The following is a 14923-nucleotide window of genomic DNA, read 5'->3' as shown; positions in this document are numbered from 1 at the left end:
ATTGCATGGCACTACAAAGCCCTTTTCTATAACCCATCATTGATGATCAGCCGCTTGCATTTACTCAACCCCCAAATTCACCCCATTTTTGCCCCTTTTTTACTGTTAGAGCTGCAACTTGGGTTAAGACCCCAATGACTCATTAGTTTTTAATTTTGCTCGAAATCCTGTCAAGCTATTTCAGGACTAGACATAAAATTATTCATTGGGGATACTGAAATAAAATGTTGCTCCTTTATCGGTTTCGCCTTCTGCCCAGCAACGGCCTCCGTGGCGGGTTACGATGCGGTTGACGTTGGCTAATCCGATGCCCACTCCTTCAAAATCGCTTGCCTTGTGAAGGCGTTGAAATACACCAAACAATTTGCCGGCATATTGCATGTCGAATCCGGTTCCATTATCCCTGACAAAGAAAACAGTGTTGTTTTCGTCGGCATAACTTCCTATTTCGATGACGGCTTTGTCTTTTTTACCGGTATATTTGATGGCATTGGACAGCAGATTGATCCAAACCTGACCGATGAGTTGGGTATCGCCATAGGTTTCGGGAAGTGGGTTTATTTTGATTTCAACAGCCCGTGTTTTAATTTCTTCCTCAAACATTTGTAACGCTTTTTGGATCATCTTAGGAGTATCCACAGATGCTTTCCTGAGTTCAGAGCGGCTGAGCCTTGAAAACGAAAGCAAAGCGTCTATCAACGTGCTCATTCCCTTTGCAGAATTTATTACGGTGTGGATATAGCCCATTTCTTTCTCGGTGAGTTCGAAGGATTTGCTGTCGAGGAAAAGACCGATAAATCCGTTGATATGCCGCAGGGACGCTCGCAAATCGTGGGAAATGGAATTGCTGAATGCTTCCAATTCTTTATTGGCGGCTTCCAATTGAGTTGTACGTTCTTTCACACGCTGTTCCAGCGTTTCGTTGAGTTTTTTAATTTCCTCTTCTGCTTTTTTCCGTTCCGTAATATCGTTAATGGAAGTGATAAGATAAAGCGGATTTCCTTCTTTATCTTTTTGCAAAGTAGTGCTGATATCAACCCATACGATACTCCCGTTTTTATGGATGTATCTTTTCTCCCAACGCCCAGATGTCATTTCACCCGAAAGAATGGAGTCGAGAACTTGTTGATTTTTTTCTATATCATCACGATGGGTTATTTCCTGCCATTTAAACATTGACAATTCCGTTTCGGAATAACCCAATATCTGGCAGAAAGCTTTATTCGTTTTCATCTTTCCGTCTAAAGCAGTGATAGATTTTCCAACCACCGAATTCTCGAAAATACTTCTGAATTTCTCTTCGCTTAGGCGCAAGGCTTCTTCGGCCTGCCTGCGTTCGTTAAATTCGGCCTGAAGTGTTTTGTTGGCAAGCTCCAGTTCCGCTGTCCGTTCTTTTACCCTGTGTTCCACTTCATCGTAAGCCTTTTGCAATTCATGTTGGGTATACAAAAGCTTATCCTTTTCTTTTTGCAGTTCTTTGTTTACCATCCGTAGCTGATTGGGGCTGGGGATGGCTAAGAGTTTGGGTAAGATCGGCCATACGGCTACAGCCGTTGCCACGGAAATAATGGCACAAATGGAATCCACGGTTGCCTGCCACCAGTCGACGGGCCACCACAGGCCAATCACATGCATAACATGAGTTGTGCCACAGGCAAGGATAAACATCCCAAACAAAAAGATAACCCAGGTAAAGGGCATATCCTTACGTTTTCGCACAAAAACAATCAGGAAAAAAGGAATGGATGCATAGGCAACGGCGATCAGGGCATTGGCTATAGCCATCACCATCATCAAAAGAGGAGTCATCGTTCCGGCATTTGCTCCTTTTATTTCCATATTCCCGGGCATAAATACCATAGGAGCAATAATAAGAACTGCGAGGGCAACGGCAGGCGCAATAATACGGGGTAAGAGTTCCAGGGCTTGACGCAACAACGTTTTTTTAGGAGCGAACGTTTGCATTTTAAATGCCCGTAAACGAAGGCTATTGGTTACCACAAAAATGGAGCTGAACGCCATAGCTCCCGCCGCAAACATCGGACTTAGCAAACCATAGGCGGCAACGGGAATCAGCGCGACATTATAGAAAAACGCCCAGATCAGGTTCTGAACTATGGTTTGGGAGGTGCCGCGCGACAAGGCAATGGCGCGACCTATTCCGGCCAGTTCGCCGCTTATCAGCGTGATGCCGGCGGCGGCCATCGCTATATCAGTTCCGGTTCCGATGGCAATACCCACATCGGCTTGCGCCAATGCCGGGGCATCATTGATGCCGTCGCCCACCATAGCTACCACAGGATGGGCATAGTTGCCCAACGTGCGGGAAGATTGTATTTCTTTTATTGCATCGGCCTTTCCGCCGGGCAAAACTTCTGCCACGACCTTTTCAATGCCAACCTGACGGGCAATGGCATCGGCGGTGCTTTGGTTGTCGCCGGTAATCATTACCACATCCAAGCCTAGTTGACGCAATTCGGCAATAGCTTCTTTTGCCCCGGGCTTCACCGTATCGGCAACGGCTAATAGTCCGATAGGCACAGCTTTCTCGCTACCATCGGCAGGACCGACGGCTACTATCATCACGGTTTTTCCTTCGTTTTGCAGTCCTGTTATGTCCGTCTGAAATGTTTCTATAGCGATACCTTCATTCTGCATCATCCGTGGATTACCACTGACGATGGCTTGATCATCCACCATAGCCCGGATGCCAAAACCGCCAAACGCACGGAATTGTTTGGGTTCGGCAAGAGCCAATCCTTTATCCTGAGCCGATTTCACGATGGCTCGCCCCAGCGGATGTTCCGAGCCCCGCTCGGCGCTGGCTACTAAGTGAAGAATTTCATCGGCCGTATAATTTTGAAAAGGAATAATATCTGTTACCGAAGGTTCGCCGCGGGTGATGGTTCCGGTTTTATCGAGCACAACGATGTTTACCTTGCCGGCACGTTCCAGCGTCTCGCTGTTTTTGAAAAGAATACCATTTTCGGCTCCTTTGGAAGTTCCTACCATGATGGCTGTAGGCGTCGCCAGTCCGATGGCACAGGGGCAGGCAATAACGAGCACGGCAATGGCATTCATCATCGCCCCGGTCCAGTCGATCTGGGCAACAAACACCCAGCCAAGAAAGGTAAACAAGGCAATGCCGATGATGATGGGGACGAAATACTTCCCGATCTCATCGGTGAGTTTCTGGATAGGAGCTTTACTCCCCTGTGCTTCCTGCACAAGCCGTATGATCTGCGAAAGCGTAGTGTTTTTTCCAACCTTTGCCGCTTCAAATTTTATTAACCCTTCGCGGTTGATGGTTGCCCCTATCACCTCATCGCCGGGACCTTTGATCACGGGCATGGACTCGCCGGTGATCATGGATTCTTCAAATGCCGACCGTCCTTCGCTGATAATCCCGTCCACCGGAACTTTTTCGCCGGGTCGTACGACAACGGTATCGCCAACCTCCACCTGTTCGATGCTGATTTCTTTTTCCACGCCATCGCGAATTACCGTTGCCGTCCGGGCACGTAATCCCATCAAAGCTTTTAATGCCTGCGATGTTTTGCCCTTGGCACGTGTTTCCAAGTATTTACCAAGCCTGATCAGGGTGATGATGGCTGCCCCGGTTTCAAAATACACATTGGGACTGTTAATAATCCCAAGCGTAACGCAAAGGCTGGAAAAATAAGCAACCGATGAACCCAACATAATCAGCACATCCATGTTGGCACTTCCAAAACGAAGACTTTTGTAAGCGCCCACGTAAAACTGCCAGCCGACAACAAACTGTACTACCGTCGCCGCAAAAAGCATGGCATACAAATCGTGCTGGAAACCAATGATACCAAAATCGCGCGACATGCTGAAGATGATCAATGGAACGGTAAATATAAGTCCAATCCACAAAAGCTGCTTTTGTTTGCGAAGTTCTGAAGCACGTACTTTGGCTTCCACGTCTTCCATTTCTTCGGTTTCGCCTGCCTGCACAATATCAAAACCTGCTTTGCGGATGACAGCAGCAAGCTCGGCTATGCTTGTCATTCCGGGAATGTATTCCAGCGTAGCCCGTTCGGTTCCATAGGCAACCCTTGCGGAAAGTACGCCATTCTGTTTAACGAGTATTTTCTCTAATTTTAAGGCATCGGTATGATCCTGCATTCCGGTGATGGGCAGTTCCGTTTTGCCGGTTGCAACGCCATAGCCCACCTGTTTTACGCTGGCAATGATGTCTTTTTCGCTGAGCTGCGCCGTGTCGAAAGCCACAGTCAGCTTTTCGCCGGCAAAGTCCACGTTGGCTTCTGCAACACCGGGCTGTTTGCGCACATTCGTTTCCACGGTCAAGGCACAATTGCTGCACGACATCCCTGTAACCGGCACGGTAATGGTTTTTATGTTGTTCATCTTATCTCCTCATCTTTTCTGCTATCAATCTTTGTTTATCTACTGAATAACAAACATCCCACATGTTCCTTTTGTTTACTGTTTTTCATCAACCTGTTCATGACAACAACTTTTCTTCGCCTCGTCACCAGACCTGGTTTTCAGTACGCCTTTGTTAAGCATCATCGAACCTAAAACAATCAGAATTATACCCGATGCCTGAACAAAACGGCGCGTCATGGTAAGGGTGAGCATCCGCGTAAGCAAGCCAAAGCAAAACAAAGCGGGTAATGTACCCAAACCAAATAAAGTTAAAAATTTTGCGCCTTCCAGTGCATCTCCGTTGCCGGCTGCCATCACATACATCACCTGTAACGGTCCGCAACCCAGAATAAAACCGGAGAAAAAGCCGATAAAGAATGGGCTTTTGGATTTCCGCCTTGTTTTTGTAGCGTAACTTGCCATTGCTAAAGGCTGTCTGATACGAATGGCTTTTACTATTGAAAAAACATGGAGCATATTCAGCCCGTACAGTATCAAAAAAGCGCCGGCAAGGCCGATACTTATTCCGCTAATCAAAGGGGTAATATGGAAAAACGAGCCTGCAAAGCCAAATATTGCACCCAACATGGCATACGATAAAGTTTTTCCGGCACCGTACCATATATGCGAACCAATGACTGACCGGCTCTGTCCGGCATCCCTCGCAGTATAGCCTATAATAAAGCTTCCACACATGCCCACACAATGCAATCCGGTAAGCAAACCCACCAGGAATATCATTCCGTTGCCGGTTTGCGAATTAATTTCAGGCAAACTTAACCGCGTCCCGAATTTACGGGCAAGCATAATCACGGCAAACAAGCCCGCCAGAGCCAATAACGAAAGGATTATTTTTATCTTTTTTTGAAAGTTGGATACCGGGAATATTTCCAAAGTGTATCCCTTGGCGGCACAGGCTTGCTGAATAGCGTCCCAACCGGTTTTGTCAGCATCAAAGCTAACCTCTACGGTAGCTTTATCATAATCTGCTTTAGCGAAAAGGATGCCGTCAATTTGATATAACGCCTCCTCAATAATTGTTACGCAACCGGTACATTGCATCCCGCTTACATGGATTTCCTTTGTAACAATCATGACGTACTTACGTTAGCTATGAATTTTTTTTCTGGCTACTCAGACATACCTGCTTCTGCATAGAATTCTGGAAGAGACTCTATATCCCGCTAATCGTTCTATTTGCAGACAAATATAATAAAATTTTCGATAAAAATTTTTATTTATAAAAAATACAAATGTTGCCGGACAGGAGAGATTGTTGGTAATGAGACTGTTATAAAAATTGTGTTTTATTTATTTTTTGACTACACTCAAAATGACAACCTACTATTAATCAGTTGTCGGACTAAATATCGTCGAAGCCTGAAAAGGTTTTTGTAATGGTCTTATGGTACGAAGCTAACAGCATTTTTTCGTTATGGTTTTCTCCCCTTCATACCCGACCTGCTGTATGAATAATATACCGCTTGGCTGGCATTTTTCCAATTGTCATTTCTCAAAATTAGCTAAAAAACCTTTCGTGCGTAAAAGCTCACACACGAAAGGAATTTTCAATTTCACATTTTAATCAAACCGCATATTTACGGCTGATTTCATCATACTTTAAATCTTCTTCCCGATATAAAACATATAGCCATAATATGCTTTATATTTGTAATATAACTCTGCCTCATATCGCATGGAAGCGACAAATTCTTCTATGGCTTTGTTGCCGTTATATTTTTTCAGAAAGGATTTTCGTCTCAAGGTTTGCCAAGTATAATAGTCTGTCCAAATAGTTTCGGGCAAGATATATGTGGCAACTGGAAGATAACCTGCTTTTTGCATTTGAGCAACCTTATTCGGGATAGTATCTATTTCAGGATAGGCTTTTTGCCAAAAATCCTGAATTTCGACAGGTCGCTCTTCGGTAAACCAAGTGTTTTCCGTAACTGCGATATATCCGCCCTGTTTCAGAAATTTTCGCCACTCGTTCAGTCCACGCTCAAATCCAATGTTATAAATCGCTCCTTCCGACCAAATCAAGTCAAATTCACCCTCTTGAAACGGAAGATTTTCCATATTGCCGACAATGCCTTTCACTCTATCTTGAAGATTTTTGATTTGGGCATTTTGGTTGAATTGATTTATAAAATCGGGCCAAGCATCAACACCGATAATTTCACACGGTGTGTTTTCTCCTAATACTATTGTTTGACCACCTGTTCCACAACCAATATCGGCAATTTTGGACTTTTCGGTAAGACCGCCTATAAAACCCAATGCTTTAAGCGTTTCTCCGGGACTTCCGGGACCTTGACGTTCTGTTTTTGAAAAAAAATCATAAATAATATTCAAGTCAAAGTCGTGAATTGTTTGTTTTTTGTTGTTCATTTTCTTTTATTTTGTTGCATACATGAAAAGCATCACAATGCTTTCATCATTGTACGCAGATTAAAACTTAAATTAATTTAATAGAAAACTGTTCTCGAAAAGGATTATCCGAGAACAAACAAAGATACAATCTACACAAAAAGTACAGATTGTTTACAGAACAATATCCGAATTAAAGGTAAACATCCAATTGTTTTAGTGCTTGCAAAGATATAAAAAGCAATAAAACTTGAAACTTTTTAAAGTCTATTTTTAAGTAGTAGTTATCTTCGGAACGGTTTATGCTTGCCGATAACGAGCCGGTAAACGATAATCTTTCCCCTACGGGGCAACCGTGCAGCATTTTGCATTCCTCAACCAATGCTGCGGTGGATAGTACCATCCACACCTCAATCTTCCAGCAAACTCAAATAGCCGCATTTATTATGACATCAGCCTGCAACAGGGTAATATCTGTCTTTATTAATTCTATCCGCATGAATTTCCTTTTTTACAAAGATACAAAATGAACAAATTCTTCGTATTGACAATTATATTTTTGTTTATATCCAATATGATTTTTATTTATTTTTGGTACAAATTAATCATCTCACTCAAAAAAATAATGCCATGAACCTCCATGAGTACCAGGCAAAGCAAATTTTAAAAAGTTTTGGGGTTACCGTACCCGAAGGAATGGTTGCAGAAACCCCTGAAAAAGCAGTGAAAGCAGCCGAAGTTATCCAGTTGCTTACCGATTCTGACCGTTGGGCGATAAAAGCTCAGATACATGCCGGAGGACGTGGCAAGGGAGGTGGCGTAAAAATTGCCAAATCACTTGAGGACGTACGTGAAAAAGCCAATCAAATCATCGGAATGCATCTGGTTACACCACAAACCAGTACCGAAGGCAAGTTGGTAAACCAGGTGCTCGTAGAACAGAATATTTATTACCCCGGTGAATTTGAAACACAAGAGTTTTACCTAAGCATCCTGCTCAACCGCAATACTAATAAAACCATGATTATGTATTCGCCCGAAGGAGGGATGGATATTGAAGAAGTGGCTGAAAAAAGACCAGATAGAATTTTTATTGAAGAAATAGAACGCTGCGTAGGTTTACAGGAGTACCAGTGCCGTAAGATTGCCTGCAATCTTCAGCTTACAGGAAAAGCGTATACGAAAATGTTGCGGTTTATCAGGGCTTTATACAATGCTTATCGCAATTCTGATGCTACTTTACTTGAAATCAACCCAATGGTAAAAACATCTGACAATAACATTATAGCTGCCGATGCCAAAATACGCCTCGACAACAATGCTTTATTTCGTCATCCTGAGTATGCCAGTATGCGCGATATTCGTGAAGAAGATATTATAGAAGTGGAAGCTACCCAGAATCATCTCAATTATGTAAAACTGAACGGAAATGTGGGTTGTATGGTAAATGGTGCCGGTTTGGCGATGGCAACCATGGATATCATTAAACTTTATGGAGGCGAACCCGCCAATTTTCTGGATGTAGGAGGTACTGCAAATGCCGCCCGGGTTGAACAGGCTTTCCGTATTATTTTAAAAGACCCGAATGTAAAAGTAATCTTAGTAAATATTTTTGGGGGCATTGTACGTTGTGACCGTGTTGCACAAGGAATTATTGATGCCTATAAAAATATTGGCGATATTAAAATTCCAATCATTGTAAGATTGCAAGGTACCAATGCTGTGGAAGCCCGGCAGCTTATTGAACAGTCAGATCTAAAAGTTTTTTCTGCTACACTTTTACAGGAAGCTGCAGAAATGGTTACCCGTGCACTTACTTAATTCAGGTAAGCGGGTTGTTGCGTTTTAAATGTTTTTTTTACTTTTGAGCGCTTCTTTATTATGCACAGATGCGTTGGATGTCGTTAATTTTCCGGAGGAAAAAACTAAAGGTAGGAAAATGGTACTTCTTTCTCTTGAAAGATACCATTTTGCTTGCTGATAATTCAGAATATTTTGTATTGGAGGACCCCACGGATATGCGGCATCTCGTACCCTCCTGCTATTATAAAAAATATGATTTTACAATGGGACAAACTCTGCGTTGCCGGGTAGATAAAATAAATTGTACCGGAAAAATTTTCCTCGAGCCACAACACCCTTTTTATCGCGAAGGCAAAATATATTATTTCCTTTTTATTGAAACAGCACAGCGCATACACAAAAAAACAGGGAAACCGGAAAACTATGCCATTGTAAAAGATACATTGGGTTTTGAAGGGGAATTTTCCGTCGAAAATCCTGCAACTTTCCAGAGTTTTCAGGGGAAAAAGATCAGGTGTAAACTTCTTCGGATCAAAAAAGGAAAGCTACTGTTGCAATACTTACCCGATTGATAACAAATATCTATGGGGATATCATTTTGTCAAGACGATTTGTAATTATATAACAAATTGTAATACATTAAATTAAAAAAATATTTTTCAAGAAAGATATAAACAACTGTTGATAAACCCTGTTGGCAAATTGTGGATATTTATAAGGTTAAAAACTTGATTTATACTAATTATATTTTGTAATTTTATATCATCAAGCAAGAGATAAAAGGCGAATCCGAAACTGAAGTAGGGGGTAGAAAACAACAGCTTGTAAAAGTTCTTGCAATAATGCACCCGAAGAAGGAAAGGAAAGTTGAAAAACAATTCTGACCTGAAATAAGTAGAAGGATAGGGGAAAAAGGGGAAAATATCTGCTTTCACGGAAGTGGCTATTCCACAGGCACCCTGGGACAAACAATTACCTCCCGAAAGAGAGAAAACGTTGCAGTCAGTCGGAATAACAGTAGCTTGAAACCATTTAGTAACTACGGTTAGTAAACGGTAAGCGGGAAACACCTCGGAAAGAGATGTTTCCCGCTACTGCTTTTATAACTTCTGGAAGAATATTATTTGAATTTCTTTAGACTAAAAAAGTGTCCTATAAGGATATTTTTTATCTTACCGAAAACTGGTAAACCGTATGTGAGGTGAAGATTTCGCCCGGTTTCAAAATGGTACTCGGAAAATCAGGTTGGTTAGGCGAATCAGGAAAGTGCTGTGTTTCGAAACAAAAACCATAATATTTATTATACACTTTACTTCCTTTTCCCGTTAATGTTCCATCGAGAAAGTTTCCTGTATAAAATTGTACTCCAGGTTCGGTAGTGAGAATTTCTAAAAACCGTTTATTAACAAAATCATAAGCAGTGGCAGCCAAATTCAGGTCGCCTTTTTTATGCCTGATTACATATGTATGGTCGTATCCGCCTGGTACACCCGGTATATTGTTAATGCGTTCGCCAATAGGATGGGCATTTAAAAAATTCATATCGGTACCACGGATGGTTTTCATTTCTCCCGTAGGGATAAGGCTTGAATTAACAGGAACATATTCTTCGGCATTAATCATTACAGACTGAGCGAGGATATTACCGTTTCCTGCTCCGGCAAGGTTAAAATAACTGTGGTGAGTAAGGTTGATAGGGGTAGCTTTGTCGGTTGTGGCTTCGTAGTCAATTTTTAATTCGTTTGCATTTGTGAGTGTGTAAGTAACAGTTACCTTCAGGTTACCAGGGAAACCTTGGTCACCGTCAGGGCTAAGCAACGATAAATGAATGCCTACTTTAGTTGAATCACTAAATTTTTCGGCAGACCAAAGTTTTTTATCAAATCCCACTACCCCGCCGTGAAGAGTGTTTTTCCCATCGTTGGCTACAAGCCGGTATTTTTTCCCATCAAGAATAAAAGTTGCATTGCCGATGCGGTTGGCGTATCTGCCTATTATTCCACCAAAATGCGGATTATTAATAAAATAGGGAGCAAGGCTGTCGAAGCCCAATACTACATCGTCAAATTTTCCATCTTTGTCCGGAGCAAGTATGGAGGTTACAATCCCACCGAAATCGGTAATTTTTACAACCATACCTTTTGCATTTTGCAGCGTAAATAAATGTACCTGCTTCCCATCTGTAGTTTGCCCCCACACGGTATCCTTTATACCTATTTGTGTAAGTTTTTCTTTCTTTTGTTGCGAGGGATTGCATGAGTTGAGGAAAGCAAAGCCCAGAAAAGCAACTATTATGAGTTGAATCTTGATAAATAGGTTCTTCATATCCAACAATATTACAAACAAAAATGAGCGGAAAACGGGATTCGAACCCGCGACCCTCGGCTTGGGAAGCCGATATTCTACCGCTGAACTACTTCCGCTTTTTAAACGTTGCAAAAGTAATCTTTTTAAAAATTATTTCCTATAATTAGCAACAATACGCGGGTATTAATGTTAATTTTGTGTCATTAATTGAAACGAAACAGGAGAAAGTACGATGATTTTTACGCCTGAAAAATGCCGGATTCCCGACCAACGAATGAAAAACTTTATTGACCCGGACGAAATTTGGGATTATATAAATAATACTAAATCAGATAAGTTCAGAGTAGCCGATGTTATTGCCAAATCGCTTGATAAAAAACGGTTAACTCTCGAAGAAACTGCTGTCCTTATAAATGCAACAGAGCCCGAACTGGTTGAGCAAATAAAAGAAGGAGCCCGTGAGCTTAAAAAACGTATTTATGGCAACCGTATAGTGCTGTTTGCTCCGCTTTACATCGGAAATAAATGCATTAATAATTGCCAGTATTGTGGATTCCGAACTTCGAACAAAGACCAGATACGACGGACGCTAACCGACCAGGAGTTGATAAAAACTGTTGAAAATTTAGAGGATACCGGGCAAAAACGGCTTATTTTGGTTTACGGGGAACATCCCGAATATTCGCCTGAATACATTGCCCACACAGTGGATGTGGTTTATGGAGTTAAAAAGGGAAACGGGGAAATTCGCCGCGTAAACATCAATGCTGCACCATTGGATATTGAAGGTTTCCGGAAGGTAAAATCTGCCAAAATCGGAACTTACCAGATTTTTCAGGAAACATATCATCCCGAAATTTATAAACGCTACCATCTTGGAGGCATTAAAAAAGATTTTGAATGGAGGTTAACCTCTCTCGACCGCGCCCAGGAAGCCGGAATTGATGATGTTGGCATAGGAGCATTATTCAACCTTTACGACTGGCGTTTCGAAGTAATGGGGTTGGTGCGTCATACCAATCATTTTGAAACTTGTTATAATGTGGGTCCGCACACTATTTCATTTCCCCGTATAAAAGATGCGTCAAATCTGCAACTTAAGGACGAATACCATGTTTCGGATAAAGATTTTGCCAAATTGGTAGCAATACTTCGTCTGGCAGTTCCTTACACCGGTATGATTTTAACCGCACGTGAACCGGCAAAACTTCGCAAGGAAATTATGCAATTTGGAGTTTCGCAGATAGACGGTGGCACAAAACTTGAAATTGGAGCTTACGCCGAAGATGAACATAAAAATCAGAACCTTCACCGTGAACAATTTCAGATTAACGACGACCGTCCGCTTAATGAAATTATTGATGAACTCCTCGATCAGGGTTATATCCCTTCATTTTGTACGGCTTGTTACCGCTTGGGACGTACCGGCGAACATTTTATGGAATTTTCAGTTCCTGGATTTATCAAAAAATATTGCTCACCAAATGCTATCCTTACCCTGACGGAATACCTGGTGGATTATGCTTCAGAAAACTTACGCAGCAAAGGCTGGAAACTTATTGAAGATAACCTGGCTGACCTTGAAAAACATCATCAGGATGTGCAGGAAATTCGTAACCGGATTGAAAAAATTAAACAAGGGGAACGAGATTTGTATTTCTAAATTTTTTTAATAAAGGATACCAGGTAAAAAATAATTTTTATGAAGGAAACAAGAATAATAGGCCTTTTAATTACCGACCGCATTAAAGAAGCCGGACAAACGCAGGTGTTACTGACCCAATATGCCCATGTTATCCAATCGCGGCTGGGTTTTCACGAATTGAGTGAAAACACCTGTAGCCGGACAGGAATAATAATTTTGCATTTGGGCGGCAATGCGGAAGAATGTGTACGCTTTGAAAAGGCATTATCCGAAGTCCGGGGTATTGAAGTACAAAAAATGGTTTTTAATCATTAATGCAATGAAAGAAATAACAATAATCGGCATTCATATTTCCGACAGGGTAAAGGATGCCACAAAAGTACAAGACATCCTTACACGATACGGATGCTCCATTAAAACCCGGCTGGGTATGCACGATATTTCGGAAGAATACTGTAGCTCCTGCGGACTTATCATTCTCGAACTTATCGGGGATCCCGATGAACGACAGCGCTTAGAAAAAGAGTTGCTAACTGTGGAAAACCTGGAAGTGCAGAAAATGCACTTTAATTGTTAACCTGAGTTCGAGGTAAAATATATTTCAAAATCAGGTTATTAGTTTCTGATGATGGTAAGCGAACCTTTAAAAACATCATCGCGGAAATAACCATGGCAGCGTAAAATAAGAAAATAAACACCGTTATCTAAACCACCACCGTTGAAATCGTTGTTGTATTTTGATGATTCATACACTTTTTTGCCCCAACGGTTGAAAATGACGAGTTCTACTTGTTTATAATAATAAATCATACTATCTATCCTGAAAACATCGTTGGCGCCATCACTATTGGGAGTCATGACATTTGGAAGCTCGAATTTGATTTCTTCAATGGGAATTGTATAAATGATATTTGTGTCACATTGGCAACCTTCAATCTGCCTTACTAAGTGCAAGGTATCGGTATAAGATTGATTATTTGGGTCGTAATATTTTTTGATTCCTGAATAAACATGTATAGGAGAACTTTCTTTTGATACCGGACTGCCATCACCAAAATACCATTCCCAGTCGTATAATTCTGATGCATTTTCTTCAATTTCAAAGGAAAATTGTATAGTCGGATTTTGTAAATAAACCTTTTCCGGGTCAGCCTTAATAGTAGCATTCAAAGCTTTGTACGAATCAACGTAAAAAGTGGTGTCGAAGCCGCAGAGGGAGGCATCGGTAACAGAGAAATTATGATTGCCTGCACACAAATTAACGGCAATAGTATCCCAGGCTACTTCTGCACCATCCCATAGTATTGTGTAAGGCGGCATACCGCCTTTTATAACTGCTTTAAAGCCTCCGTCGCAGGTACTGTCGGGGGGGGTAAAACAGCCTTTACTAATTTGTTCGAGGATAACAGAAAAAGGGGGAATTACTTTTACTGTAACTGTGTCGGTACAAGTAAAGTTGTTACCGTCTGAAACCGTAACCCGGTATTGTGTGGTACGGTTTGGACTAACGTTAACGGTATCGTTGGTAATGCCCAGTGGCATCCATATACAGTCCAGAGTGTCGGGTATTACTCTCAGGGTGATATTGCCGGGGCAGTAAATAACAGGATTTTTGGGTATAATTTCAAATATAAGATAATGTACTATGCACGAATCTTTACTTACAATGCCTAAGGTATCGGTTACTGTAACCGTATATTTACCCTGTTCTTTTACGGTGATGGTTTGTGTGGTATCGCCGGTATTCCAGAGGTAGGATGCAAAATCTTCCCCTGCATCAAGCATAACCGCTTCATTATTACAGGCGTTTATCCTATCGGGAAGTTGTGGGGTTTGCGAAAAAACGCAAAGGGTATTCCATAAAAACAGTACCAGCAGGATGATTTTATTCATGCAAGGAATTTTGGGAACGAAAATATAAAATTTAACGCTTCGCAGTTGTGAAAATTATACCTCCGACAAAATAGATTCCAAATTTTCAAACTTTCTGCGGTAGTCTTCTACTGGCTTGCGGATGATTTCGTGGACTTCGTCCCTCAAAAAGGTAGGTAATTTCCATGCCACGTTTCCAGCCTATGCAGCTTTTTATTTACTTTGTGCGGATAGGGGGACTCGAACCCCCACGCCTCTCGGCACCAGATCCTAAGTCTGGCTCGGCTACCAATTACGACACATCCGCTTTGGTGCGCAAAGGTAGTAACATATTTTGTTTTATTCCTTTTTGCTGCCGGACAAAATTCAATTCACCTGTTTTATCCTTGCCATTTGCCCCTTTTTGTTTTAACTACTATATATCAGATTATATTTGTTTTGCGGAATTAGAAATTCTTTTATGTTCTGAGCAGCATATTAATCTTTTATTTGATGAGCTGTTGGTATATT

At 41.6% G+C, this 14923-nt stretch carries 11 protein-coding genes and 2 tRNA genes; 5 read left to right on the top strand and 8 right to left on the bottom strand.

What is annotated here, in order from left to right; translation table 11 throughout:
* Positions 1–198: 198 nt before the first annotated feature.
* From M0R21_08750 to M0R21_08735, 4 genes are all read right to left on the bottom strand, one after another.
* Positions 199–4395: a heavy metal translocating P-type ATPase gene (locus M0R21_08750; protein MCK9617907.1), complete on the bottom strand. Its 4197-nt coding sequence runs from the start codon at positions 4393–4395 to the stop codon at positions 199–201.
* Between the two features lie 75 nt (positions 4396–4470).
* On the bottom strand, positions 4471–5511 hold the full coding sequence (locus M0R21_08745; protein ID MCK9617906.1) for a sulfite exporter TauE/SafE family protein: 1041 nt from the start codon (positions 5509–5511) through the stop codon (positions 4471–4473).
* 525 nt (positions 5512–6036) lie between these two features.
* Positions 6037–6807: a class I SAM-dependent methyltransferase gene (locus M0R21_08740; GenBank protein MCK9617905.1), complete on the bottom strand. Its 771-nt coding sequence runs from the start codon at positions 6805–6807 to the stop codon at positions 6037–6039.
* Positions 6808–6979: 172 nt separating this feature from the next.
* Entirely contained in the window at positions 6980–7189 is a 210-nt protein-coding gene (locus tag M0R21_08735; GenBank protein MCK9617904.1) for a hypothetical protein, read from the bottom strand.
* A 227-nt stretch (positions 7190–7416) separates the two neighbouring features.
* Between M0R21_08735 and sucC the strand changes: the two genes are divergently transcribed.
* Complete coding sequence (gene sucC, locus M0R21_08730) at positions 7417–8607, top strand: ADP-forming succinate--CoA ligase subunit beta (protein MCK9617903.1); 1191 nt, start codon at positions 7417–7419, stop codon at positions 8605–8607.
* Positions 8608–8741: 134 nt separating this feature from the next.
* On the top strand, positions 8742–9161 hold the full coding sequence (locus M0R21_08725) for a hypothetical protein (GenBank protein ID MCK9617902.1): 420 nt from the start codon (positions 8742–8744) through the stop codon (positions 9159–9161).
* 595 nt (positions 9162–9756) lie between these two features.
* Here the strand turns inward: M0R21_08725 and M0R21_08720 are convergent.
* Both M0R21_08720 and M0R21_08715 read right to left on the bottom strand, forming a co-directional pair.
* Complete coding sequence (locus tag M0R21_08720; GenBank protein ID MCK9617901.1) at positions 9757–10914, bottom strand: galactose mutarotase; 1158 nt, start codon at positions 10912–10914, stop codon at positions 9757–9759.
* Between the two features lie 26 nt (positions 10915–10940).
* Positions 10941–11012: transfer RNA gene (locus M0R21_08715), tRNA-Gly, on the bottom strand.
* Between the two features lie 116 nt (positions 11013–11128).
* Between M0R21_08715 and hydG the strand changes: the two genes are divergently transcribed.
* Genes hydG through M0R21_08700 form a run of 3 tightly spaced genes read left to right on the top strand, consistent with a single transcriptional unit; the run spans position 11129 to position 13118 of the window.
* Positions 11129–12559 carry a [FeFe] hydrogenase H-cluster radical SAM maturase HydG gene (gene hydG / locus M0R21_08710; GenBank protein MCK9617900.1) on the top strand — a complete coding sequence of 477 codons (1431 nt, stop codon included), beginning with the start codon at positions 11129–11131 and terminating at the stop codon, positions 12557–12559.
* Positions 12560–12598: 39 nt separating this feature from the next.
* A complete protein-coding gene (locus M0R21_08705) occupies positions 12599–12856 on the top strand; it encodes a hypothetical protein (GenBank protein ID MCK9617899.1) in 258 nt (85 codons plus the stop codon).
* A 4-nt stretch (positions 12857–12860) separates the two neighbouring features.
* On the top strand, positions 12861–13118 hold the full coding sequence (locus M0R21_08700) for a hypothetical protein (protein MCK9617898.1): 258 nt from the start codon (positions 12861–12863) through the stop codon (positions 13116–13118).
* Between the two features lie 38 nt (positions 13119–13156).
* On the opposite strand, the gene M0R21_08695 is transcribed toward M0R21_08700, so the two are convergent.
* Both M0R21_08695 and M0R21_08690 read right to left on the bottom strand, forming a co-directional pair.
* Positions 13157–14434, bottom strand: coding sequence for a gliding motility-associated C-terminal domain-containing protein (locus M0R21_08695; protein ID MCK9617897.1), 1278 nt, complete (start codon positions 14432–14434; stop codon positions 13157–13159).
* Positions 14435–14638: 204 nt separating this feature from the next.
* Positions 14639–14720, bottom strand: a tRNA-Leu gene (locus M0R21_08690).
* Positions 14721–14923 lie beyond the last annotated feature (203 nt).

Source organism: Lentimicrobiaceae bacterium (assembly GCA_023227965.1).
Lineage (GTDB): Bacteria > Bacteroidota > Bacteroidia > Bacteroidales > JALOCA01 > JALOCA01.
Note: the sequence above shows the minus strand (reverse complement) of the source record. Positions and strands in the feature narration are given on the sequence as shown.